Here is a 24,262-nt window from a genome sequence, read left to right as displayed (position 1 = left end):
TTCATAATTTGTCAAAAATCCTTAAATTTTTAGAATTTTTGAAATTATTTGAAAAATAAATAAAATTAAAAATTATATGTTTATACAAAAATAGGCAGTTAATAAACTAGTAATCAATTTTTTAAAAACAAAAAAATATGCTTTATCCCTAATTAAATTTAAAACTAACCTTACATACTGATCTTTACCTATTTTTTGGTTTAATTATTGATTTAGGTATAAATGAGAATTAGAAACAATAATTTTCAAACAAAACAGTTTTAATCATGTGTTCACATTAAATTAATTAAAAAAAAATTATGAAAAGAATAATTCTAGTTGCAGTAGTCTTGCTTGCCGCGTCAGTAGACATGCAAGCACAATTGATCAAATTTGGTTTTAAAGGAGGTTTAAATTACGCCAACCAATCAGGAAGTAATATTACCGTAAATAGTGATAATTATGATAAAGAAGCTATAACGAGTTATCATGCGGGTATTGTAGCTGAACTTAAATTAACAGATGGTTTTTCTATCCAACCCGAATTGCTGTATTCTACGCAAGGAGCAACGTATAAAAATGCTGTCGAAGAATTCAAAAATGAGTTAGGATATTTATCGATTCCGGTGATGGCTAAATTTCATTTTAATAAAACCGTTAGTTTAGATCTTGGCCCTCAGGCCTCTTTCCTATTAAGTGAAAGAAAAAATGCAAATTTTAATGATTCTGAAAGTTTTGAATTTGGAGTAGCCGGAGGTTTAACTTTAAATGTCACTAAACACATTTTCCTTCAAGGTCGTTATGTTTTAGGATTAACTGAAGCTTCACAAGAGGCAGACGTTAAGAATTCAGTTCTTCAAATATCAGCTGGATTTACGTTTTAAGACAAAGAAAAAATTAAATTTACAAAACCGTTCTATAAATTGGAACGGTTTTTTTATTTTTACCAAAACAGCAATCATAAAAGCATCCTATCGCAGCTTTACTAAAACCAGATAAGCTGCATGAAAACAAGCTTTTGCGAATAAGAAAAGCACTTTTATATTCAAATAAAAAACAAATAGTAACGACTTATGAAAATCAGCATCATCAACGGACCCAACCTTAATCTTCTTGGCAAACGTGAGCCAACCGTATATGGAAGTCAAACTTTTGAAGAGTATTTCACCACGTTACAAATAAAATTTCCTTCCGTAGAATTTACCTATTTTCAAAGCAACATTGAAGGGGAATTAATTGATAAAATTCAGGAATTTGGTTTCGCATTCGATGGAATTATTTTAAATGCTGGAGCATATACGCATACTTCCATAGGAATTGGCGACGCGATAAAAGCCGTGACCACTCCCGTAGTTGAAGTCCATATTTCTAATACGTTTTCACGAGAAAGTTTTAGACATCAGTCTTATATTTCGGGTAATGCAAAAGGAGTTATTCTGGGTTTTGGTTTAAAAAGTTATGAGTTAGCAGTACAGTCTTTTTTACAGTTTTAAATAAAATAAGCTATTAAACAAATCTTTAACAAATAATTAATACGCTCTTTTTAAACTTCTTCTATTTTTGTGAAAGAAAAAACTTTCATGAAAAATTACTACGTATTACTACTTTTTTTAGTTTCATTTTTTGGTACTGCACAAATAAAAGGAACCGTTACAGATGAAAAAGGAAACCTCTTACCTTTTGTCACTATTTTTCAGGAAGACACCTATAATGGAACCACTTCAAATGAAGTAGGAATTTATGAATTCACTTTAGATAAAAAAGGAAAGCAAGCTGTTGTTTTTCAGTTTTTAGGTTTCAAAACTCAAAAAGTAACGATTCAATCTGATAAATTGCCTTACGCTTTAAACATCAAAATGATTGAAGAAAGTTTTTCATTAAATGAAGTGATCATCAACAAGAAAAATAATCCGGCGTTAGCGATTATAAAAAATGCTATTGCTAGCAGAAAAGTTAACACCGAAAAAACAAATCGGTTTAATGCCGACTTTTATTCTAGAGGTATTTTTAAATTAAAAAATGCCCCGAAAAAAATATTAGGACAAAAAATTGGGGACCTGAATGGCGCATTAGATTCAACCGGAACAGGAATCATATCCTTGTCAGAAACCTTTTCTAAAATAGCCTTTGAAAAACCCAACAACCTCAAAGAAGTCGTTACTGCCACAAAAGTAAGTGGTAGAGACAACGGCTATAGCTACAATACAGCTCGATCTTCGTTCTATGATTTCTATGATAATACGATCGAGTTTGGTGTTCAAATGATTTCTCCTATAGCAAGCAACGCTTTCAACTACTATAATTATAAATTAGAAAGCACCTTCCTTGATGAGAATACCAACATGATCAACAAAATAAAAGTAATGGCAAAGCGCGACAGCGAACCCGTTTTTGAAGGATATATATATATTGTTGAAGATTCCTGGTCAATATATGCAGTTGATCTTGATATAAAAGGCTACCGAATAAAAGAAGAATTTCTCGATGTGATGACCTTAAAACAAAATTTCAGTTACAATAATAGCAATAAAATTTGGGCTAAAAACACCCAAAGTCTGGAAATCACAGCAGGTGCGTTTGGAATAAAATTTAATGGTAAATACAATTACGTTTATAGTAATTATGAATTCATTGATGCTTTTGCAGCTAAAACATTTACAAATGAAATTACACGAATCGAATTAAATGCCAACAAAAAAGACAGCTTATTCTGGAATACAAACAGACCTATTCCGCTAACAATTGAAGAAAGCACGGATTATATTAGAAAAGATAGTATTTACAAGGTCCGAAATTCTGAAAAATACTTAGACTCAATTGATACAAAAGAAAATAAATTTAAACTATTAAAGTTGCTAACGGGTTATACGTACAAAAATAGTGCAGAAAAGCACAGTTTTAGTTATGAAGGATTATTAAATCTTGGTTCATTGAGTTTCAATACGGTGCAAGGGTACAATTTTGATTCAGGTTTTAAATATACGAACTGGAAAAATCAAGAAAATAAAGGAATATACACTTCTATAAGTACAAAACTCAATTACGGTTTTGCCGAAGATCGTTTGCGTGTCACTGGGCAATTTATCCACCGTTTTAACAATCAGAATTATGCTACTTTATACATGACGGGAGGTAGTTCAGTGAAGCAATTTAACCCTAATGAACCCATCAGTAAAGCGATAAATACGATCAGTTCCTTGGCTTTCAAGAACAATTTCATGAAGTTATATAACCTGGAATCAGCGGCAATTGGCTACAGCCAAGATATTGCCAATGGCGTTAATCTAAACGGAAAGATAGAGTATCAGCAACGCAAACCATTATTCAACAACACTGATTTTTCTTTGTTTAGCAAGGATGATTTATACACTTCGAATAATCCGTTGGCACCAAATGATTTTATTACTCCCGATTTTGAAAAACATCATTTAACGAAAATTAATTTGCTTGCAAAAATCAATTTTGGAAACAAATATTCCTCCCGTCCCGATGGAAAATTTAATATCCGCAATGAAAAATATCCAACGCTTTATCTAGGCTATGAAAAAGCAGTTGCAGCTACCGACAAAAAATATGAGTTTGACCATTTCAGCACCCGATTAACGTATGATTTAACCTTGGGAAATAAAGGTATTCTGGGGTTGAATCTAAAAGCAGGTAAATTTCTGAATGCGGATAATATTGCTTTCATAGATTATAAGCATTTCAATGGAAACCAAACCCACATAGGACAATCAGCGCGCTATTTGAATGTTTTTAATTTGCTTCCTTATTACTCTAACAGCACAAATGACAGCTATTTTGAAGCACATTCTGAATACAACGACCAAGGTTATGTCATGAATAAAATACCATTGTTGAACAAACTAAAATCAACTTTAATACTGGGAGCTCATGCATTGTCTACGCCCAATAACAAACCGTATACTGAAGTCACAGTCGGGCTGGACAATCTGGGTTTTGGTAAATTTAAAATGCTCCGTATTGATTATGTCCGTTCGTACCAAAATGGTTTTCAGGGTGATGGAGTTGTTTTTGGACTTAAGTTTTTGAATATTTTAGAGTAAAAAAAGAATCAATTTGTAAATTCGAATTAAAACCTAATCATTTGGTTCTACGTGAATCAACACATGTCCTAATTCTGGAATTTCATCCTGTAAAGTGTCTTTTAGTTTATGCGCGAGATCGTGTCCTTCTTTTACGGTGATATTTGAATCAACTCGTGCATGCAAATCAACGTGATATTGCATTCCTGTTTTCCGAATGAAACATTTCTCAGTATCCAGAATTCCATCTACCTGAATAGAAATCACACGAATTTGCTCTACCAAATCGTCGTATAAATGCTCGTCCATAATTTCGCCCAAGGCGGGTCTAAAAATCAAATAACTGTTATAGAGAATAAATCCCGAGGCAAAAAGTGCCGCCCAATCATCAGCAGCCTCATATCCATTTCCTAAAATTAAAGCAATTGAAATCCCAAGAAATGCCGCCATAGATGTTATTGCATCGCTGCGATGGTGCCAAGCATCAGCTCTTAATGAGGAACTGTTTGTTTGAATACTTCTTTTCATCACTATGCGAAAAGAATATTCTTTCCACATAATGATTGCCGCAAGAACAAATAAGGTCCATGGTTTTGGTAATTGATGTGGTGTTCCAATATTAATAATACTCTCATAAGCAATAATCGTAGCTGAAGTGATTAAGAAACCTACCACCAAAAAAGTGATCAACGGTTCTGCACGTCCATGTCCGTAAGGATGATTTTTATCCGCTGGCCTGTTTGAATATTTGATTCCAAACAACACTAGAAAAGAAGCAAAAATATCAGTAGTTGATTCTATTGCATCCGCTATCAATGCATACGAATTTCCAAAAAACCCGGCAAATCCTTTGATAATAGCGAGACAAGTATTCCCGATAATACTAAAATAAGTGGCCTTGATTGCTGTTTTTTCGCTTGACATGCGCTTTGTTTAAAGGTGAAATAAAAGTAAAATCGTTTAAGTAAATCAAAATGAATTTTAGATTTAAATTCATTTTGATTTACTTAAACGATATGTTTTGTGATTTATATTATTTATGCGCGAACAATATTAGCTCCAATAGCTCTCAATCGTTCATCAATGCGCTCATATCCTCTATCAATTTGTTCAATATTTTGAATAGTACTCGTTCCTTTTGCAGAAAGCGCAGCAATCAATAATGAAATTCCCGCACGAATATCCGGTGAAGACATTGTGGTTGCTTTGAGTTGCGATTTGAAATCATGTCCCATAACAACAGCTCGATGTGGATCACACAACATAATTTTTGCTCCCATATCGATCAATTTATCTACAAAAAATAATCTGCTTTCAAACATTTTCTGGTGAATCAAAACATCACCTCTTGCTTGGCTGGCAACTACAAGAACGATGCTCAATAAATCCGGAGTAAATCCAGGCCAAGGCGCATCAGCAATTGTAAGAATAGAACCGTCAATATCCGTTTTTACTTCATACCCATCTACGTGAGCAGGAATGTAAATATCATCGCCACGACGTTCCAGAGTAATTCCAAGCTTTCTAAACGTATTAGGGATTACGCCAAGGTTATCCCAACTAACATCTTTTATCGTAATTTCTGATTTTGTCATTGCAGCTAATCCAATCCAACTTCCTATTTCGATCATATCGGGAAGAATCCTATGCTCACAACCTACTAAACTTTCAACCCCTTCGATGGTCAACAAATTAGATCCAACTCCTGTTATTTTAGCTCCCATGGAGTTCAACATCTTACACAATTGTTGCAAGTAAGGCTCACAAGCAGCGTTATAAACTGTTGTTTTCCCTTTGGCCAAAACTGCTGCCATAACAATATTAGCGGTTCCGGTTACGGAGGCTTCGTCTAATAACATATCGGCACCTTTCAATCCTTTTGGTGCTTCTACGCCATAAAAATGATCTTCTCTGTTATAACGGAATTTAGCGCCCAGATTGATGAATCCTTCAAAATGCGTATCCAATCTTCTACGACCTATTTTATCACCACCAGGTTTTGGAATATATCCTTTTCCAAATCGTGCTAAAAGTGGTCCAACAATCATAATACTACCTCTTAAAGAACCCCCTTCTTTCTTGAATGCCTCGGTTTCCAGATATTGTATATTTACTTCATCCGCTTGAAAAGTATACGAACCTGATCCGTTTTTTTGAATTTTCACTCCTAAATTTCCTAAAAGTGTAATTAGTTTATTGATGTCGATAATATCAGGAATATTATTGATAATCACTTTTTCAGGTGTTAAAAGAACCGCACATAAAATTTGTAACGCTTCATTTTTAGCTCCTTGTGGCGTGATTTCTCCTTTTAGACTAATGCCTCCTTCTATTTTGAAAATTCCCATTTTTTACAATTATGAGTTATAAATTATTTAGATATGAGTTATAATTTTATAAGTTAAAGTTATCGTCAAAAAAATCGATAACTAAAGACTTCTAATTTATAGCTGATTTACAAAGGTTTTCTGTTTTGATTTTTGTGTACTGGATTTGGTTTTCCCGTTTTTGTATTCTTATTGCTAAGAATTTTTGGTTGGCCAATTGGTAAGATTTTATTCGAAACCCGTTTGTTAGTTCTTAATAAATCTGTAGTATTTAATAATTGCTCTGTACTTTGAATCAAATTCAATTTACCATCGGATAGTTCATACAAATGTTCGAAAATTACATCGTCTTTAACGGTGTCTTTATTCCAACTCAAATACGATTTTTTCATGTGATTGGCAATCACTTTCACCAAGGCGCTTTTCATCTCTCCATCTTCCCATTTATTAGCCACATCAATCATATATTTAATATTATTGCCATAAAACCTGTATTTGGGAAAATTTTGTGGATATTTTAAAACATCCGGTTTTAACTGCAACACTTCACGTGATGGAATTGGATATGGTGAATCAGCTATTAATTTAAAATCCGACATAATAAAAAGCTGATCCCACAATTTATGCTGAAAATCAAGAACATCGCGCAAGTGTGGATTTAAACTACCCATTACCTGAATAATGTATTTTGCCGCTTTATTGCGTTCTACATCATCCTCAATTTTAGTGGCTTGATCAATCAATTTCTGCAAATGACGGCCATATTCTGGAATAATCAAGTGCGATCTCTCAGCATTGTATTCCAAATGATGCACCACATCGTTCGAGTTTTCTTTAATGTATTTTGAATTCATATTCGAATGTATCTGTTTTGACTCCTTTGCTATTTTTTGAAATTATAAACTTATTCAAACGCAACAAATCAAAAATTTTATATTGTAATTAAAGGGAAATTATACCTTTTATTGTAGAAACTTCTAGGTATTTATCAACTATTTCTTGTGAATCTTTCACGGTGACATCAACGGATATACTGGTAAATTTTCCTGTTTTTGATTTTGTGGTTTTGATAACTGCTCCCATGCAATCAAATGCCAGCTCCACTCGTTCTACATTATCACTTTCTGTTGGTACAATAAATTTAAATAAGTATTCTGCTGGCCATGTATTGCTCATATCCAATTCTACTTTTAATCTATCATAAAATTCTTCCGTCTTTTTATCCATTTTTTATTTCAAAATAAGGGCAAATATACGGTTTCAAACGTGAATTATGAATTTTGAATTATGATTTTTTGCCTAATCACATTTTAACACCTTGATTTTTTCAAATACCAATAAGTTTGAGTAAATTTGCCCCTTATTTTTTAAAAGTGCAAAAAGAAATCATAGTTATCATTGGCGGTCCAGGAACAGGTAAAACTACTATTATAGACGGATTGGTCGCTAAAGGACATTGCTGTTACCCCGAAATTTCTCGGGAAGTAACATTGGAAGCAAAAAAACAAGGAATCGAGCAATTATTTCTTGAAAAACCTTTGTTGTTCAGCGAATTACTCCTTGAAGGAAGAAAAAAACAATTTCAAAATGCTTCAAAAGAGCCTCATGAAATAGTATTTATTGATAGAGGAATTCCTGATGTTTTGGCCTACATGCACTACATTGGCGATAGTTATCCTGCTACTTTTGATACCGCTTGCCGCGAACACACCTATTCAAAAATATTTATTCTTCCGCCTTGGGAGGAAATTTATATCAGCGATGACGAACGTTATGAAAACTTCGAACAAGCGAAACTCATCTACAATCATCTTACTGAAACCTATGAAAATTACGGTTACAAACTCATAGAAGTTCCAAAAGACACGATGAATAACAGAATTCTTTTTATCTTAGATGAAATTTCCAAATAATAACCAGGTTTAGGATTTACGTTTTGGACTGTTTTTCAATGAAATGAAATTCATACTTTATGCAAGAAGCGGTAGCTATTCTTCAAAAATATTGGAAGCACGACAAATTCAGGTCGCTTCAAAAGGAAATCATTGATTCCGTTTTAAGCGGACGTGACACTTTTGCATTGATGCCAACGGGCGGCGGAAAATCAGTTTGTTTCCAAATCCCGGCTATGATGAATAACGGTATCTGCCTCGTGATCTCGCCATTAGTCGCACTGATGAAAGATCAAGTCGCCAATTTGCAAAAGCGAAACATCAAAGCCATAGCATTAACAGGCGGAATTCGATCCGAGGAAATGATCGATTTACTAGACAATTGCCAATTTGGAAATTATAAATTCCTTTATTTATCGCCAGAACGTCTTCAATCCGACTGGATTTTGGAACGAATAAAAAATCTCCCCATCAATTTAATCACCATCGATGAAGCGCATTGCGTCTCCCAATGGGGACATGATTTCCGGCCAGCTTATTTAAAAATTTCGGAACTAAAAAGGCATTTTCCAACAGTGCCCTTTTTAGCCTTGACCGCAACTGCTACGCCAAGAGTGAAAGAAGATATTATCAATGAGTTGGGATTACACAAACCACAAATTTTTGAAAAATCATTCGCCAGAGAAAATATTGCCTATATGATTTTTGAGGTCGAGGATAAACTTTTCAGAATAGAACAAATGCTGAAGAAAAACCCAGAACCATCAATCATATATGTTCGAAATAGGAAATCGTGTCTGGATATTTCCTCACAATTAAATTCATTAGGATTTAAAGCTACGTATTATCACGGCGGACTTTCGTCCAAAGAGAAAGATAAAAACATGCAATCCTGGATGAATGAAGAAGTGCAGGTTATTGTAGCAACTAATGCTTTTGGAATGGGAATTGACAAAGCCAATGTAAAAACGGTTATTCATATTCAACTCCCGGAAAACATGGAGAATTATTATCAGGAAGCTGGCCGTGCAGGACGAAATGGAGAAAGAGCCTTTGCGGTTTTATTGACCAGTCCTTCTGATGTTATTCAGGCTCAAAACCAATTTATCACTGTTCTTCCTGATAAAAAGTTTTTGAATCTCATGTATGTTAAGCTTTGTAACTATTTTCAAATCGCTTACGGAGAAGGAATTAATGAACAATTCAACTTCAATTTGCATCATTTTTGTTTAAAATATGAATTCCCCACATTGAAAACCTACAATGCGATGCAATTCTTAGACCGACAAGGAATCATTAGTCTATCCCAAGAATTTTCAGAAAAAATTACGCTTCAATTTCTAATTCCTTCCAAAGAAGTGATTCGGTATATGAGTTTAAATACAAACGATGAAGAAATTATTTTAGCCATTTTGCGTACGTATCCAGGAATTTACGAAATGCAAACTGCTTTCAACTTACAATTGATTGCCAAAAAATCAAATCATAAGGAAACTGAAATTCAGGCTGTTTTACATAAATTAAAAGAAAAAGAAATTATAGATTATCATTCGAAAAATAACGATGCTACACTGATTTTTAATGAAATTCGGGAAGATGACAGAACCATCAATAGGATTTCTAAACATTTAGAGAATCAAAATCAATTAAAAAAAGAGCAGCTTCAATCTGTGATTTATTATGTTAGTGAGAAAAAAGTGTGCAAAAACAAGTTGATTCTAAATTATTTTGGCGAAAAAACAACCGATGATTGTGGTATTTGTTCCTTTTGCATTACCAAAAAAATAAAGAAAAAGGATGTATCACTGCTTTCCAAAGAAATAATTACTTTATTGCAATCCGAAGATTTAAATTCAAGAGACATTCAAAATAAAACTAAAAATAGTCCGGATGAAGTTATTGGCGTACTTCAGGATTTATTAGAAAACAACACAATTTTGGTTAAACCAAATAACAAATATACTTTACGATCATAATGGAAAAATTACGAATTGTTTTTATGGGTACGCCCGAATTTGCTGTGGGAATATTAGACATAATAATCAAAAACAACTATGAGGTTGTAGGTGTTATCACTGCTGCGGATAAACCAGCAGGCCGCGGACAAAAATTAAAGTATTCAGCCGTAAAAGAATATGCGCTGGCTCATAATCTTACTTTATTACAGCCTTTGAACTTAAAAGACGAAACTTTTTTGGCTGAATTAAAAGCGTTGAATGCTAATTTACAAATTGTAGTTGCGTTTAGAATGTTGCCCAAAGTTGTTTGGGAAATGCCATCCTTAGGTACTTTTAATCTTCATGCTTCACTCCTACCTGATTATCGTGGGGCAGCACCCATAAATTGGGCTATTATCAATGGAGAAACTAAAACAGGAGTCACTACTTTTTTTATAGATGATAAAATTGATACTGGCGCGATAATTTTAAGCTCAGAAATTCAAATTGATGAAACCGAAAATGCGGGACATTTGCACGACCGATTAATGGAATTAGGAAGCAAGACCGTTATTGACACTTTGGAAATGATTGAAAAAGGCGATGTGTCAACAGTTATTCAAAAAGACGCTGCCGAAATAAAAACAGCTTACAAACTCAACAAAGAAAATTGCAAAATTGACTGGACAAAATCAGCTCAAGAGATAAATAATCTGATTCGAGGTTTGAGTCCTTATCCAGCAGCTTGGTGTTTCTTTGGCGACAAGAATGAAGAATGGAATGTAAAAATATATGAAGCTACTATAATTCCAGAGGAACATGGTATGGAAATTGGAAATTTAATTTGTACCAAAAAAGAGATGAAGATTGCGGTAAGAAACGGATTTATTCAAATACTTAATTTGCAGTTTCCAGGCAAAAAGAAAATGAATACTTCCGAATTTTTGAACGGGATTGTATTTTCAGTGAATGCAAAAGTCTATTAACACCAACAAAAACGGGCACTTTCTATGATTTAACAAGAAACGATCTTTAGTTTATCAACAAAAAAAATAAGTTATCAACAAAACAAACTAAATTAACATAAAACCCTTGCAAAGAACGTATTTCCTACTAAATTTGTGTATTAACAATTTTTTTAACCAACAATTAATAACTAATTATTATGAACAAATCAGAATTAATCGATGCTATCGCTGCTGATGCAGGAATAACAAAAGCTGCAGCAAAATTAGCTTTAGAGTCATTTTTAGGTAATGTAGGAGGAACTTTGAAAAAAGGAGGAAGAGTATCTTTAGTAGGTTTCGGATCATGGTCAGTAACTGCAAGAGCAGCAAGAGACGGTAGAAATCCTCAAACAGGAAAAACTATCCAAATCGCAGCTAAAAATGTAGTAAAATTTAAAGCTGGAGCAGAGTTAGAAGGTGCGGTAAACTAGTTTTAACCCCCCTAAATATAATAAAACCTTCCATCTGGAAGGTTTTTTTGTACGTTTCAACGATTTTATTTGGCACTCATATAATAAAAAAGTTAAATTTAATAAAAAATCAATCCGATGATTACAGATAAGTTAAAAAAAGGATATTTGCTTATAGCAGAGCCTAAGATAATTGGGGATTTATCATTCAATAGATCGGTAATTTTATTAGCTGATTATACCGAAGAAGGATCCGTTGGTTTCATCATAAATAAACCTTTAAAGTACACTATACACGATTTAATTCCGGATATAGATGCACGATTCAAGATTTATAATGGTGGACCAGTAGAGCAAGACAACTTGTATTTCATTCATAATATTCCTGAATTGATTCCAAATAGTATTGAAATCTCTAATGGAATATATTGGGGAGGTGATTTTGAATCTACCAAAGAGCTAATTAATAGCGGCGTGATCAGCAAAGACAATATCCGATTCTTTTTAGGTTATACGGGCTGGCACGAAAACCAACTTGAGAGCGAAATGGAAAGTAATTCTTGGATCATAACGTCAAATAGTTATGAAAACAAAATTATTGGAACATCAGCTACTCATTTCTGGAAAGAACAAATCATGGAATTAGGCGGAGAATATCTCATCTGGTCTAATGCTCCTGAAAATCCCTATTTAAATTAAGATTTCAGAAGCAATTCATTAAGTTTTTCTAACAATTGAGCGGAGATATTAGTTGTAAATTCTTTTTTACGATATCTAGTTACGGGTTGAATTCCTTTAATCACGTTAGTAATAAATAATTCATCTGCTTTTTGCAAATCAAAAGGAGAAATCACTTCTTCAACAAGCTCTAGAGTATCCATTTTTTTAACCAAACTTAAAATTTGTTTCCGCATGACACCATTTAAGCATCCTTCAGAAACTGGTGGTGTTATCAATTTACCTCGCATTAACATAAAGATATTTCCCTGTAAAGCTTCAACTACATTTTTACTGTCATTCAATAAAAGGCAATTGTCCAAGCCATTTTCATGTGCAAAAATACTTCCGGTAATATTAATGATTTTATTAGTAGTTTTAATAGATGAAAGCAGCTGCTTTGTAATGTAGAAATCTTTGTATAAATCTACCTCATATTCCTTTTTTTCAATAGAATAAAGACTTTTTTCAAGTGGTACAGCATGGATTAAAAAAGAAACAGTATTGTTTTGTGGTAAATAATAACCTCCCTCATTTCTGTAAACAGTAATTCGGGCACGAGCGGACTCAGAACATCCGTTAGTACCCACCAAAGAGAGAATTTGTTCTTCCAAATATTCCATCGTAAAATTCATCGGAATTTCCATTCGAACCACTCTCATAGAAGACATCAGTCTAAAATAATGATCTTCCAGAAAAAGAATTTTACTATTTAGAATTTTCACTGTTTCAAAAACTCCGTCACCATACAAGAAAGCACGGTTTTGAGTTAATATATTGGTGTCTTGAGACACTATAGATCCATTAAAATTAATCATAAAAAAAGCCCTAAAATTTATTTAAGGCAAAGATAAGTTTTAATATATGATTTTACTATACCGATCCAATTAGATGTTTTAGATCCGAAATTTGATTTTCCCACAATAATGTTGCTTCATCGATCTCTCCTTTTTCAGCAAAGTCAACCACCATTAAAGAAACATCTTTAGTGAGTTCATCGACTAAAATATGTAATTCAAAAAAATACTCCGTATCCTTACTATTCTCATCAACCCACTTAAACTTAACTTTCTCACCTGTTTTCTTAGAGGCAAGCCTTGCTTTTTCTTCGGAATCATTCCAAATAAAAGTAAAAAATTCACCGCGAGAGTTTACATTATCCGCAAACCATTCAGATAAACCAGATGGAGTAGAGATATATTGATACAATAATTGCGGTGAAGAATTTATGGGAAATTCGATTTCGTAACGTACTTTTTGATCCATGACCTACATTTAATTTTTGCGAAATATATAGAATATAACTACATAAAAAAAGTGTTTTTAAAAATATTTTTTTTTATTAAAAATATGCTTGTGAGCTCTAAAATTATTTTTATATTTGCACCCGCATTCAGGGCTGGTTTACCACCCTAATTATGGCGAGATAGCTCAGTTGGTTAGAGCGCAGGATTCATAACCCTGAGGTCCCGAGTTCAAATCTCGGTCTCGCTACAGACTTAAAGTCAAGTAAACTACGGATTAGTGTCAACTAATCCGTTTTTTTATGTCTAAACTTTTGTTACTTTTACGGGCAGTACACGATACAGTACACGATTTGCCAATGAAAACCAACTATTCTGAACCTAAAATCTTTACTGGAAAAGTCGATGTTTCTAAATGGAACAAGCTTTCAAAACAAGAACAAAACGAAGCTATTTCGAAAGATTGGTACGTGTATTACTCATTCCGAAATCCTGAAACGGGAAAATTAGTGCGTCAAACAAATATAAAGTACGAGGCAAATAGGTATAAAACCGCAAAAGATAGGTTTGAGTATTTAAAAAACATTCAATTCAAGGTATCCATTCTTTTGAAAAAAGGTTATAACCCATTTCTTGACAACGCTGAATTAACCAACAAATATTTTGGTAAAGTCAATCCAGTCAATACTAATATTGAAGTCATTACAGAAAAAGAAATTATTCCCGAACAAGTATCAGTTGTAGTAAAAAAAGAACTTACCATCAGAGAAGCTTTTGAATTCGGTCTGAAAAACAAGATTAATGTTTTAGGAAAAGCTTCTTATAGCAATTATCAGGGAAGAATAAAACGATTTTTAGCTTGGCTAGACAATTATGAAATTACATCTAGTAGTGGAATTTCAACATTGAGTAAAAAGACACTGAATGAATACTTGAATTTTATCTTGGAGACTTCAAGAGCAACCAATCGGAATAATACTAGAGCCGATCTAAGTTCATTGGTACAAGTTTTAGTTGACAATGAATTAATGAGTACTAATTTTGTAAAAAGTATTAGCATCCTTAAAGCTACACCAGAGAGAAACAAAACTTATTCAGTAAAACAAGAAAGCGATATTCTAAACTATTTGAAAGTAAACGATCCTATCCTACTTCTTTATACGCAATTTATTATTTATAATTTATTAAGGCCAATTGAAGTAAATAGGCTTAAAATTGATGATCTGGATCTTGAAGGGAAAAAATTATTTGTGAAAGCAAAAAATAAAGCCGTTAAAGTGAAAATCATTCCACAAAAAATTATTGACTTATTGCCCGATTTTTCACAGATGAATAAAAATCATTATTTATTCACACCTACAAAATTTGGCGGAGAATGGGAAGCTGAAGAAAATAATCGAAGAGATTATTTTTCGAAAAAATTTAAAGTTGTTAAAGATCATTTTGGCTTAAATGATGATTACGGACTGTATAGTTTCAGACACACATCTATAACTAATTTGTATAAAGAATTCATCAAAACATTAACTCCTAATGAAACTAAAAGCAAATTAATGGAAATCACTGGGCATCAAACGATGCAAGCTTTAGAGAAATACCTCCGAGATATTGACGCAGCATTACCAGAGGATTACTCCCATTTATTGTAATAAAAATGAATCATTATCCAAAATGTTCCAGTTTCTTTTTCCATCGTTCCCACAATGGACATTCTTTTGCCTGCAAATCAAAGAATTTTTGATTATGACTAAGATGTACTAAATGACATAATTCGTGGATAATAACATATTCAATACACCCCTTTGGTGTTTTGATTAATTCAGGGTTTAAAATTATTTTGCCTTTTGGAGTACAACTTCCCCAGCGGGTTTTCATTCCTTGAATGTAAACTCCCGTTGGCTCCACATTGTACTTTTTAAATTTATCAATTAAAGGCATTGCAATTTCTTCAAATTTCTCCTTTGCTTTTATCCTGTACCAATCATTAAGTAGTTTTTCAACATTAGATTTTTTCTTAGTTTTGACTTGAATGTATCTCCCTTTGTAACTCACTTCATTTTTCTTGTCTTCAATAACTTCAATCCGATATTGTTTGCCCAAGTAAAAATGAGATTCACCAGATACATATTTTTTATCGTTGGGTTTGGGATGGAATGTTAAAAAGAAATTTTGTTGTTTAATAATCCATGGTGCTTTCTTTCTAACCTTTTTTTCAATAAGATCTAAATCAGCATTTTCAGGAGCTTTCACAACTATTCCCATATCAGGAGTAACTGTAATACCTAATGTCTTACGTTTTGTATACAAAAGCGTATACACTAATTTCTTAGAGCCAAAATCTATTGAATACAACATTTTTATTTGTAAATAAGTTTAGCAATCTCAATACACTTTTCCGCCATTTCTTCCGCTACATCTATTGATATTTGCAATTCATCAATCAAATATTCACCGATATAGAATGTCATTTTTCTGATTATATCAGGCTTTGAAAACCAATCTACGATGATGTATTCCTTTATAATTTTATCTACTTCCATGGCGAAAGGAATTGCTAAGTCTGGTCCGATTATTTGATTTGATTTTGCCAACCTATAAAACGGTACTGTTTTTTCATTTTGTAATATTTGATCTGGAACATCATCCGATTTTCTTGTAATGGCTTGCTCTCGTAATTCTTTCAATCGGTTTATGGCAACTACATCCGAAATTCGCATAGCACGCAAGTCTGAAATAGTTTGTTGAATCAATTCGGATAGCTTTTTATAAAAAACGGGGTCTTCATCCATTCTTTCCGAAATATGCTTTGCTGTTCTACTTGCAATCGTTTCCGCTTTAGCTCTTGTACCAACCACTTTTTCCAATTCATTTTCGAATGCTTTTGCATCCAAAATAGAAACCTGTTCCGTGAGCCTGATCACTTCTTCTGTAGTGACGTGTTGATCCAGCAGCTTTTGCAATTGCTTTTCATACTTTTTGAAATCTATTTTATCCGAATAGGTATTTACAACTGAATTTCTCAGCTCTGTAAAGAATTTAATATGTCGAATATATAATTCCTTTGTTTTTTCCGGTGTATTATTTTCAAAATCAATTGAAGATAATGCCACTTTCAAGCATTTGGCGAAGGCTGTAAATTTTTGATAAAATTCTATTCGAATAGCTTCATCTTTCAGTAAATCCGAATAACTGATAATATCCCATCTATTCTTGACCTGCTTAAAGATATCATTCAATTCTGTATGCAATTGCGGCAGATTGGCAATCTCTTTTTTGATGTCGGTGAAAGTTCCAAGTAAATCGGTTTCGTCAAATCCATCAAAGTCAGAGTAGGTATTCATAGCTTCATCGAGTTCGCCAATGATTCCTTCGTAATCGATAATAAAACCATATTCTTTCCCTCTAGCTACCCTGTTTACCCTTGCAATTGCCTGCAAAAGAGTATGATCTCTCAATTTACGACAAACGTACATCACCACCACTTTTGGCTCATCAAAGCCAGTCAATAATTTATCGATTACGATTAACAATTCTGGATAATCTGTTTTCTTGAATTGATTAATTAATTTTTCATCGAAACCTTTTCCGTATTTCGTTTCCATTTGTCTCCAAAACGAAACCACTTCATTGGTTGGTTCTCCATGAATATCATCATTACCTTCACGAGAATCCGGAGCAGACATAATTACTTCGGCTGAAACCTTGCCAATTAAGTCAAATGCTTTTTTGTATTTAACCGCCGTTGCTTTATCTGGAGTTACTACCATTCCTTTAAACCCGCTTCTTTCTCCTGTTTTATCAATTCCCCAATTGTGTGTGTAATGATCTGAAATATCCCTGGCAATCTCGTCTATACGTTGTTCAGTTTTTGATATTAGATTGGCTTTGCTGAATTTCTTTTTTAAATCTACTTTTTCATATTCGGACAATGGTTCCGAAACATTATCAAAACCTCTGTCCAATGCTTTTTGATTCACATTTTGAACAGCGTGTCTTCCTTCATAAATAATGGGTACAATAGCGCCATCTTCAACGGCTTGAATAATGGTGTAAGCATCAATTATTCCTCCAAATTTTTGTGCTGTACTTTTTTCTTTTTTCATCAAGGGAGTTCCCGTGAAAGCCAGAAAACAAGCATTTGGCAATACCTTCTGCATTTTCACATTGAAAGTTCCGTATTGCGTACGATGTCCTTCATCAATTAAAACAAAAATGTTATTGCTTTCCAGCGGGGAAGATCCCAACTGATTGACGGCAGCTTCAAACTTGTTGATGATCGTTGTGACAACTGCGTCACTCTTACTTTGCAATAGTTCTACTAATTGATTTCCAGTTTTTGCATTGTGAACTGGAACATCTACACTTCTAAATGTGTCTGTAATCTGTGTATCTAAATCTGTTCTATCAGTAACCAAAATTATTTTAGGATTCCTAACTGTTAAATAAATTTTCTTTGCCAGCATTGCCATTGTCAATGACTTTCCACTTCCTTGGGTATGCCAAACCACACCGCCATTTCTTTTTCCACCATCAGTAGATTGTATTCTTTTGATGATTTTATTGATGGCAAAAAACTGCTGATAACGAGCTACTTTTTTGAAAGAACCACCTTCAAAAAGCACAAAATCTTTTATTAATGACAGTAACCTTTCCGGACGACAAAGCCAATATAAATAACGGTCTTGTTCGCTAACTGCAATGGTTTCATTTTCTTTTAACTCAATAATTCGTTGCTCCCAATCTTTTCGGTTTAAAAACAGTTTTTGCTTTTGCTCTGGAGATAAAGGCTGATTGACTAATTCGAAAATTTCCTTTTCTTTTTCTTCTTTGCTTTCTCTCCAAGATGCCCAAAATTCTTCTTTGGTATCTGTTGTCGCATATTTGGCTTGAAAAGTAGCTAAACTTAATAATAGTTGACTGTAAATATAAAGATGCCTAATTCCGTCCTCTTGTTGGTTTCGGGTATGTTGTGAAATTGCTTCTGTGATGGGTTCTTTGATGTCTGGTCTTTTACACTCCATTATGCATAACGGGATTCCATTCACAAACAAAACTACATCGGGTCTGTAATGCTCTTTGCTGCCGGTACGCATCACACTAAACTCCTCCGTAACGTGAAAAACATTATTGGCCAAGTTTTTCCAGTCGATGAATTGCATCGTAAAACTCTTTTTGTCGCCATCAATGCTTTGCTCTAGTGCTTTACCCAGCGTGATAAGTTCGTATGCTTTTTTACTGGCAGCAATATAACCTTCATTCATAGGAATATCCTTGAAAGCCTGAATACCGTTCTCGATATTAGCATCACTAAAAAGAGCCATTTTAGAAGAACTCACCTGAATACTATTGATTTCTTGGAGTTGTTTTCGCAAAATAGGTTCCAGAATAACCTGACCCGTTTTATTGCCCCGAAGCACTTCTGCTTCTTCTGGACTTAAATAAGTATATCCCAACTTTTGTAACAATTGCAAGGCTGGTATTTGTGAACTATGGTGTTCTTTGAAAGATGGTATGTTCATTATTTATTTTCTAAAATTTGTCTTTCAATTGATTTTCTTTTTGCTTCTATATTTGAATCGTTACAGAATCTTATAAAGATAAATCCAAAGACAAAAATGTTTATCGAACCAACTAAAACAGGAATTAAAATTGATAAATCCAATTTTGACTTTTCTATTTCGGTTTTAAAAACATTAACTAAAATAAATGAGCCCATCAATAATGGAATTGTGATAAGTAAAGGCCTTAGTGAATCAAACTGCCATTTTTTTAATATTTTTTCAATCGCAAGATTTGTTTCTTTTTCCATTGTTTTTATTCTTTCATAATCAAGTTGGGTTTGTAATTTTTTTATCTTTTCATCCTTTTCAGTTTCAAAAGAAATATCTAATTGTGTATTACTAACGACTCTTGTTTTTTCAAGTTTAGTTACTTTTTTATTCAATTCTTTAATAGCATTGTCATAAATTTGAGTCACGACAACTTTTTCATTAATCTGTTTTAATAACACACTATTTTCAGAGGTAACATTTAGTGCGTCTGTTTTAATTTTGCTTAACTCATCTTTTGCTTTATTCAACTCTTCCTGTTTTTCTGCAAATTGCTTATTTAAAACTCCTTCAATAAACATCCCAGAATCAAAGGATGGATTACTTTTACTCTCTTCTTTATATTTTTCTAAGAATAAATCTTCTGAAATTAAATTATTAATAATCTCTTCATTGTCAATACCTTGATGCTTTAAGTAATTAACTATATTAATTATATCTTCGGATCTTTTAGTATCTTTATTAAAACCTCTAGCGGTCAAAGCTTTAAAATATGCTTTTTTGTAATCATCAGTTTTTATTGGCAAAATTTTAATTAATTTGCTTAAAAGAAATGACGGCTTAAAAAACACAGGAAAACTTCTAATATCTGTATGCCCGACTCTCTCTTGTTGGTCGTATTGAATTAATAAATTATCCAATGTCACTGCGTAATATTTTATATTATTAAATGTCAAATGTTCCTGATTTCTAGTACTTGCACTTCTTTGGCTTATTATTATTTCTCTTAAAGATATATCATGATCAGCCTGTTTGTCAGAGCGAAAAACACTTCTAAGATTTACGCCCTTTTTCTTTCCATATTCATTTCTAATATCATTTTTTTGACCAACAAATCTTAAATATTCCTGTACTCTAATATTTACATATTCTACACCTATTTTTTCTAATCTTTTAGAAGTTCTTGAAACTTCAATTTTTTTTACCTTTAAAGTTGCTGTTGCTAAATCAATTACTTTAGACGGATGTAAAGTTAAATTACGATTATATAATAGATTTGTATAAAACTGCCTGCTAAATTCATCTAATTTATCTGAAGCTAACAAACCTCTTATTGCCGAATCAGTTATTGATTTGTCAAGATGTTTAAAGTCATCTTTTTTATTTACTAGCTCAGTTAAAGACAAATCAGAATACCTTAAAACTATCTTTATATGAGCATTATTATCTAAAATCAATTGTATCAAAGCTCTACAAGCTTCATTCTCAGGATGAGAATGAAGATTGAGCAATGAATACAAAACATTGGTATCTAAATATAAAACCCATTCAATTAAATTTAAATCAATAACATCTTGTGATTGATCTGGACTAAATCCAAGTGATGCAAAAGATTGGGTCTTTAAAGCAAGTTCATTTAAAAATTCTAAATCTTCTTTAGGGATGTTTTCAGGATATTTATCGATTACAGTTTTTAAAATTGAGCATAATGTTTTATCTCCCAATTTATGAAAGGACTGTTGTAAATAATCATCATTAGTCAAATCAATCTCTCTCGGTTTCGGGGAGAAATAATTTAATGTCTCTTCTCCGAATTCATAAAAAGAATGATACAAATATTCTACAAACACTGAATATAAAAATTTAATTTTTGAAATTTCAATTACAATTTCTAGCTCATCTGTAATAAAGTTTTTAAAGTTTTGAAACCTGATCTTTTCTTTATCTTTAATCTCTGCATCCAATAAAGAAACCCTATACCTTTCTTCATCACTTAATAATAAAATTCCGTCTTCTAACTTTATCAGATTAGTTTCAATCATTGTAGTTAGAATTTCTGATAATTCGGACGAATATGGTTCAAAACCAAAGGAATCTTTTATTTCAGCTTCAATATTATTTTGTAATATTCCATTTTTCTCAAATAAAGTATTGATAATTATTGTTCTTAAAGTTTCTTCTCTAGTGTCGGATGAAGCAAGACTTAATGCTGATAAAATTTTTATTGATTTCTTTTTTTCCATTGTAAGATTATTTGATTAGCATCTTTTATTCTCGGACAACATAACCTTTATCAACCCTTTTATTTAATATTCTTAATTGCTATATAAGCTCCCAAAACGAGGAATAACAAATTGACTATATACCTAATATTTTCTTCTTTTTGAATCCAATGTCTATTTTGCAACCACAAAAACCTTTGGTTTTGCCATTCAGATAATGCAATATGAAATCCCTTTTGACTATCTGTTTTACCGAAAGTATTTAAAAAGTATACTTTTTTATTTTCAAATTCTAAACAGTAAATCCTTTTAAAGTAAAATTCTTTCTCTGAATAAAGAGGATGCGAAATATCATCTTTTAAATACCTCCCTTTTTTTATATCTATATACTGGTTTCGTAAATATCCTTTAAATTTACCAGTATTAAACCCATCGCCTTCTAATAATTTTATTCTCATAAACTTATATTTTTAACCTCTTTTTACCCGTTAACAAAACCTGCATTAACCGTTTTTTTTTTATTATTTGAGTTGTGCTAATTTATTTTTCAATTACTTGAATTTATTAACTCGGCGATTTCAATTGCAATCTCTTCAACAGTATAAGCAGAAGTATTTCTTGCTAGTTTATCTGCTAATGATGGTGAGAAATCAATAACCTCTTTTTTTGTAATGTTATGCCAAATTGGCAAAACTACTTGTTCACCTGTTACAGCTTTAGAAATAATTCCATCCAATTCATAGTTCGTCCAACCTTTTTTTATAAAATCTTTTGACAGAACAACTATTCCAAACTTACTATTAACAAGTCCTTTATCTATTTTCCTTCTTAAACTATCTCCAATTTTCATTTCAAATTCATCATACCAAACCGTTAGTCCTTCACTTTGCAAAGCATAAACCAATGGTCTTACTACTTCATCTTTATCTTCGGAAGCATGAGAAATAAAAACATCATATTTTTTTTCATCTTCAATAATATTGTAATCATCAAAATCATCTTTATGAACCAAAGACGGAACACTAGCTAGTGAAGGCTCTCGATATGTTGGTAAAGCGGAAGGTAAAATACTAACAGAAGATTTTGTGGTTCCTCGTAATCCATTCATATCAACTGTAACATACCATTTACCTGAACTTGGAACAGTTAAAATAATAGGAGATCTAGTTACTAATCCTCCAAAATATTTATGATTACGTCCACTTTTATAACTTTGATAATTAGAGCCATCCATCAATCTAACATTTGCAGCACTACCTTGCAGAGTAATTTGAACTCTGTCACCGGCTTTCAAATTGCTATACTCGTATACATTAAATTTAAAACTCATAATTTATCCTTTTTTTTAGTATTTCACTCTCTTTTTATCAATCAACAAAACCTGCATTGTTATTTTTTCAAATTCTTTGAATTGGTATATTTTACTTTTTCAAATTATCATAAAAGCCATCCAACCCTTCTTCTCTAGCAAAAAAATAAAGGCTCATCATTGCAAAAATCCATAAAGTCCATTGTTCCCAATAAGGAATCTCATAATCGAGCTTAAAAAGCTTATAACCCCAATAATATCCATATGCAGAATAAAATCTAACATATATCCATTTCATTTTTGGGTACCATTTTATTTCTAATTGCTTTCGATAAGGAAGCCGAGACAACTCTACTTTACTGAATTCATCCATTACTTTAGTTTCAACCTCATTTTACCCGTTAACAAAACCTGCATTAACCCTTTTTTCTGTTCTTTGAGTTGGGTTAGTTTGTTTTTCAACAACTGGATTTCCGTATCAGCACATTGCAAAACATTGGCAATAGCAGTTTGTTCTTCTATTTCGGGTATTTTAATTTCCAACTTGAGAAAATCTTTTTTACTCATAACCCTGTTTCTTCCAGCTCCTCCAGGTGATATCAAATCTAACATACTCTTAAATTTACTTCCAAGAATAAAAAATTTAAAGTATAAAGAAGTTGAGTTTTTATTATTAAATGTATAAGTAGGAAACCTATGTGACACAAGACCTCCTTCATCTTTTTTTGATGCAATTGCAACTGCTTGTTCCCACGCAAAAGTTATGTTGATTACCAAATCATTTTCTTTGACAACATATAATTTGTCCATTGCAATTGCTTTAGGATCAAAATCATTCTTATGAAAAACTCCCTTACCATGACTCCTTAATCCTAAAGCTAAAAATGGAATTTTGGGTTTGTCAATTTCTCTAGGGGTATAAATCAGCAATTCCGTTAATGGTTTTACTTCCCATTTTTTTTCAAACCCTTTCAATCGTTTTTTACCCGAAAGTAATTGTTGCATTAAAGCTTTTTTAGAAAGTTCTTTTTGAGCAATTAAAGTACTTTGTTTTTCTATCGCTTTATCCCAAGTAGAAAGACAATCGGCTATGGCTTTTTGTTCTGGAAGTGGTGGGATTGGAACTGGAATTGAATTTATAATATTCAAATTTAATCCACCTCTTCCACCATCACCCGTTGAAAGTTGTCGAAGTTCAAAATACCTATAATCTAAATTATAATATAGATAATCTTCATAAAATTCTTTTGAGGGAAAAATTGCTGCAACTGACTGATTTGTACAAAGTTCTACCATGTTCATTGCTACCGTTCCTCTTGTCTTTCCTTGACCTGCTAAACCAATAAGAATACATTTTACAGGTATTATCTTAGTACTAGAATTTTTTAGACCAATCTCTGTAATTCTACCCCCAACATCGAAAACTCTTTTTAAATTCAAATCACCCGAACTCATCCATTTTATATTTCCGTTCCAGTATTCTGGTCTATTTGTTAATGGAGTCCCACCAGCAGTTGTCTTTGTGATTTTACCAATTTTCTTCACTTCCCAATCTTCAGGAATTAAACCTAAAGGCGAGTTTTTGTATTGGGTGGTATGTTGTGTTGTTGTGTTCATTTATTT

Annotated in this window: 22 protein-coding genes and 1 tRNA gene; 10 read left to right on the top strand and 13 right to left on the bottom strand. The window is 32.5% G+C overall.

Translation table 11 applies throughout. From position 1 onward, the window contains the following. The first annotated feature begins 299 nt into the window (after positions 1 to 299). From ACEN2F_RS10170 to ACEN2F_RS10160, 3 genes are all read left to right on the top strand, one after another. Complete coding sequence (locus ACEN2F_RS10170) at positions 300 to 863, top strand: porin family protein (protein ID WP_441738641.1); 564 nt, start codon at positions 300 to 302, stop codon at positions 861 to 863. 189 nt (positions 864 to 1,052) lie between these two features. After that, positions 1,053 to 1,472, top strand: coding sequence for a type II 3-dehydroquinate dehydratase (gene aroQ / locus ACEN2F_RS10165; protein ID WP_441738638.1), 420 nt, complete (start codon positions 1,053 to 1,055; stop codon positions 1,470 to 1,472). A gap of 87 nt (positions 1,473 to 1,559) precedes the next feature. Continuing rightward, complete coding sequence (locus ACEN2F_RS10160) at positions 1,560 to 4,046, top strand: DUF5686 and carboxypeptidase regulatory-like domain-containing protein (RefSeq protein WP_441738635.1); 2,487 nt, start codon at positions 1,560 to 1,562, stop codon at positions 4,044 to 4,046. 33 nt (positions 4,047 to 4,079) lie between these two features. On the opposite strand, the gene ACEN2F_RS10155 is transcribed toward ACEN2F_RS10160, so the two are convergent. From ACEN2F_RS10155 to ACEN2F_RS10140, 4 genes are all read right to left on the bottom strand, one after another. Next, entirely contained in the window at positions 4,080 to 4,949 is an 870-nt protein-coding gene (locus ACEN2F_RS10155; protein WP_441738634.1) for a cation diffusion facilitator family transporter, read from the bottom strand. 113 nt (positions 4,950 to 5,062) lie between these two features. Continuing rightward, positions 5,063 to 6,373 carry a UDP-N-acetylglucosamine 1-carboxyvinyltransferase gene (murA, locus tag ACEN2F_RS10150; RefSeq protein ID WP_441738631.1) on the bottom strand — a complete coding sequence of 437 codons (1,311 nt, stop codon included), beginning with the start codon at positions 6,371 to 6,373 and terminating at the stop codon, positions 5,063 to 5,065. A 107-nt stretch (positions 6,374 to 6,480) separates the two neighbouring features. Next, positions 6,481 to 7,206 carry a DUF4290 domain-containing protein gene (locus tag ACEN2F_RS10145; RefSeq protein WP_441738628.1) on the bottom strand — a complete coding sequence of 242 codons (726 nt, stop codon included), beginning with the start codon at positions 7,204 to 7,206 and terminating at the stop codon, positions 6,481 to 6,483. Positions 7,207 to 7,294: 88 nt separating this feature from the next. Continuing rightward, positions 7,295 to 7,579 carry a DUF493 family protein gene (locus ACEN2F_RS10140; RefSeq protein WP_091171617.1) on the bottom strand — a complete coding sequence of 95 codons (285 nt, stop codon included), beginning with the start codon at positions 7,577 to 7,579 and terminating at the stop codon, positions 7,295 to 7,297. 116 nt (positions 7,580 to 7,695) lie between these two features. On the opposite strand from ACEN2F_RS10140, the gene ACEN2F_RS10135 reads away from it, so the two are divergent. The 5 genes from ACEN2F_RS10135 (at position 7,696) to ACEN2F_RS10115 (ending at position 12,297) form a co-directional block, all read left to right on the top strand. Further along, complete coding sequence (locus ACEN2F_RS10135) at positions 7,696 to 8,265, top strand: AAA family ATPase (protein WP_441738626.1); 570 nt, start codon at positions 7,696 to 7,698, stop codon at positions 8,263 to 8,265. Positions 8,266 to 8,324: 59 nt separating this feature from the next. After that, positions 8,325 to 10,220: a RecQ family ATP-dependent DNA helicase gene (locus tag ACEN2F_RS10130; RefSeq protein ID WP_441738623.1), complete on the top strand. Its 1,896-nt coding sequence runs from the start codon at positions 8,325 to 8,327 to the stop codon at positions 10,218 to 10,220. After that, positions 10,220 to 11,167 (top strand): methionyl-tRNA formyltransferase, encoded by a 948-nt coding sequence (fmt, locus tag ACEN2F_RS10125; RefSeq protein ID WP_441738621.1) that lies wholly within the window; start codon positions 10,220 to 10,222, stop codon positions 11,165 to 11,167. Before ACEN2F_RS10130 ends, fmt begins: the two co-directional genes overlap by 1 nt. Positions 11,168 to 11,346: 179 nt before the next feature. Then, a complete protein-coding gene (locus tag ACEN2F_RS10120; RefSeq protein ID WP_441738618.1) occupies positions 11,347 to 11,619 on the top strand; it encodes an HU family DNA-binding protein in 273 nt (90 codons plus the stop codon). Positions 11,620 to 11,736: 117 nt separating this feature from the next. Then, complete coding sequence (locus tag ACEN2F_RS10115) at positions 11,737 to 12,297, top strand: YqgE/AlgH family protein (RefSeq protein ID WP_441738616.1); 561 nt, start codon at positions 11,737 to 11,739, stop codon at positions 12,295 to 12,297. On the opposite strand, the gene ACEN2F_RS10110 is transcribed toward ACEN2F_RS10115, so the two are convergent. Beyond that, the gene (locus tag ACEN2F_RS10110) at positions 12,294 to 13,133 is read right to left on the bottom strand and encodes an aminotransferase class IV (protein ID WP_441738614.1); all 840 of its coding nucleotides are present in this window, start codon (positions 13,131 to 13,133) and stop codon (positions 12,294 to 12,296) included. The two genes, ACEN2F_RS10115 and ACEN2F_RS10110, sit on opposite strands and share 4 nt — an antisense overlap. Positions 13,134 to 13,188: 55 nt before the next feature. After that, the gene (locus ACEN2F_RS10105) at positions 13,189 to 13,581 is read right to left on the bottom strand and encodes an START-like domain-containing protein (RefSeq protein ID WP_441738611.1); all 393 of its coding nucleotides are present in this window, start codon (positions 13,579 to 13,581) and stop codon (positions 13,189 to 13,191) included. Positions 13,582 to 13,735: 154 nt separating this feature from the next. Between ACEN2F_RS10105 and ACEN2F_RS10100 the strand changes: the two genes are divergently transcribed. Together ACEN2F_RS10100 and ACEN2F_RS10095 are read left to right on the top strand one after the other, a co-directional pair. Further along, positions 13,736 to 13,809, top strand: a tRNA-Met gene (locus ACEN2F_RS10100). A 52-nt stretch (positions 13,810 to 13,861) separates the two neighbouring features. Further along, complete coding sequence (locus ACEN2F_RS10095) at positions 13,862 to 15,208, top strand: tyrosine-type recombinase/integrase (RefSeq protein WP_441738608.1); 1,347 nt, start codon at positions 13,862 to 13,864, stop codon at positions 15,206 to 15,208. A gap of 13 nt (positions 15,209 to 15,221) precedes the next feature. Here ACEN2F_RS10095 and ACEN2F_RS10090 read toward each other — a convergent pair whose 3' ends face one another. From ACEN2F_RS10090 to ACEN2F_RS10060, 7 genes are all read right to left on the bottom strand, one after another. Next, on the bottom strand, positions 15,222 to 15,914 hold the full coding sequence (locus ACEN2F_RS10090) for a M48 family metallopeptidase (RefSeq protein WP_441738606.1): 693 nt from the start codon (positions 15,912 to 15,914) through the stop codon (positions 15,222 to 15,224). Between the two features lie 2 nt (positions 15,915 to 15,916). Beyond that, the gene (locus tag ACEN2F_RS10085) at positions 15,917 to 19,078 is read right to left on the bottom strand and encodes a type I restriction endonuclease subunit R (RefSeq protein ID WP_441738603.1); all 3,162 of its coding nucleotides are present in this window, start codon (positions 19,076 to 19,078) and stop codon (positions 15,917 to 15,919) included. Continuing rightward, entirely contained in the window at positions 19,078 to 21,351 is a 2,274-nt protein-coding gene (locus ACEN2F_RS10080; RefSeq protein ID WP_441738601.1) for a hypothetical protein, read from the bottom strand. The genes ACEN2F_RS10085 and ACEN2F_RS10080 overlap by 1 nt, the downstream gene beginning before the upstream one ends. Positions 21,352 to 21,410: 59 nt before the next feature. Next, positions 21,411 to 21,788, bottom strand: a complete 378-nt coding sequence (locus ACEN2F_RS10075; RefSeq protein ID WP_441738599.1) for a hypothetical protein — start codon at positions 21,786 to 21,788, stop codon at positions 21,411 to 21,413. Between the two features lie 89 nt (positions 21,789 to 21,877). Then, entirely contained in the window at positions 21,878 to 22,660 is a 783-nt protein-coding gene (locus tag ACEN2F_RS10070; protein ID WP_441738596.1) for a DUF1883 domain-containing protein, read from the bottom strand. 91 nt (positions 22,661 to 22,751) lie between these two features. Beyond that, positions 22,752 to 23,012 (bottom strand): hypothetical protein, encoded by a 261-nt coding sequence (locus ACEN2F_RS10065; protein WP_441738594.1) that lies wholly within the window; start codon positions 23,010 to 23,012, stop codon positions 22,752 to 22,754. Next, positions 23,012 to 24,256 (bottom strand): restriction endonuclease subunit S, encoded by a 1,245-nt coding sequence (locus ACEN2F_RS10060; RefSeq protein ID WP_441738591.1) that lies wholly within the window; start codon positions 24,254 to 24,256, stop codon positions 23,012 to 23,014. The genes ACEN2F_RS10065 and ACEN2F_RS10060 overlap by 1 nt, the downstream gene beginning before the upstream one ends. Positions 24,257 to 24,262 lie beyond the last annotated feature (6 nt).

This window comes from Flavobacterium sp. W20_MBD1_R3, assembly GCF_052119725.1.
GTDB lineage: Bacteria > Bacteroidota > Bacteroidia > Flavobacteriales > Flavobacteriaceae > Flavobacterium.
This window is presented reverse-complemented; position numbering and strand designations above follow the sequence as displayed.

Coding starts and splice junctions, on each gene's coding strand:
- ACEN2F_RS10170 (WP_441738641.1), top strand. CDS start 300: ATGAAAAGAATAATTCTAGTTGCAGTAGTCTTGCTTGCCGCGTCAGTA.
- aroQ (WP_441738638.1), top strand. CDS start 1,053: ATGAAAATCAGCATCATCAACGGACCCAACCTTAATCTTCTTGGCAAA.
- ACEN2F_RS10160 (WP_441738635.1), top strand. CDS start 1,560: ATGAAAAATTACTACGTATTACTACTTTTTTTAGTTTCATTTTTTGGT.
- ACEN2F_RS10155 (WP_441738634.1), bottom strand. CDS start 4,949: ATGTCAAGCGAAAAAACAGCAATCAAGGCCACTTATTTTAGTATTATC.
- murA (WP_441738631.1), bottom strand. CDS start 6,373: ATGGGAATTTTCAAAATAGAAGGAGGCATTAGTCTAAAAGGAGAAATC.
- ACEN2F_RS10145 (WP_441738628.1), bottom strand. CDS start 7,206: ATGAATTCAAAATACATTAAAGAAAACTCGAACGATGTGGTGCATCAT.
- ACEN2F_RS10140 (WP_091171617.1), bottom strand. CDS start 7,579: ATGGATAAAAAGACGGAAGAATTTTATGATAGATTAAAAGTAGAATTG.
- ACEN2F_RS10130 (WP_441738623.1), top strand. CDS start 8,325: ATGCAAGAAGCGGTAGCTATTCTTCAAAAATATTGGAAGCACGACAAA.
- fmt (WP_441738621.1), top strand. CDS start 10,220: ATGGAAAAATTACGAATTGTTTTTATGGGTACGCCCGAATTTGCTGTG.
- ACEN2F_RS10120 (WP_441738618.1), top strand. CDS start 11,347: ATGAACAAATCAGAATTAATCGATGCTATCGCTGCTGATGCAGGAATA.
- ACEN2F_RS10115 (WP_441738616.1), top strand. CDS start 11,737: ATGATTACAGATAAGTTAAAAAAAGGATATTTGCTTATAGCAGAGCCT.
- ACEN2F_RS10110 (WP_441738614.1), bottom strand. CDS start 13,133: ATGATTAATTTTAATGGATCTATAGTGTCTCAAGACACCAATATATTA.
- ACEN2F_RS10105 (WP_441738611.1), bottom strand. CDS start 13,581: ATGGATCAAAAAGTACGTTACGAAATCGAATTTCCCATAAATTCTTCA.
- ACEN2F_RS10095 (WP_441738608.1), top strand. CDS start 13,862: ATGTCTAAACTTTTGTTACTTTTACGGGCAGTACACGATACAGTACAC.
- ACEN2F_RS10090 (WP_441738606.1), bottom strand. CDS start 15,914: ATGTTGTATTCAATAGATTTTGGCTCTAAGAAATTAGTGTATACGCTT.
- ACEN2F_RS10085 (WP_441738603.1), bottom strand. CDS start 19,078: ATGAACATACCATCTTTCAAAGAACACCATAGTTCACAAATACCAGCC.
- ACEN2F_RS10080 (WP_441738601.1), bottom strand. CDS start 21,351: ATGGAAAAAAAGAAATCAATAAAAATTTTATCAGCATTAAGTCTTGCT.
- ACEN2F_RS10075 (WP_441738599.1), bottom strand. CDS start 21,788: ATGAGAATAAAATTATTAGAAGGCGATGGGTTTAATACTGGTAAATTT.
- ACEN2F_RS10070 (WP_441738596.1), bottom strand. CDS start 22,660: ATGAGTTTTAAATTTAATGTATACGAGTATAGCAATTTGAAAGCCGGT.
- ACEN2F_RS10065 (WP_441738594.1), bottom strand. CDS start 23,012: ATGGATGAATTCAGTAAAGTAGAGTTGTCTCGGCTTCCTTATCGAAAG.
- ACEN2F_RS10060 (WP_441738591.1), bottom strand. CDS start 24,256: ATGAACACAACAACACAACATACCACCCAATACAAAAACTCGCCTTTA.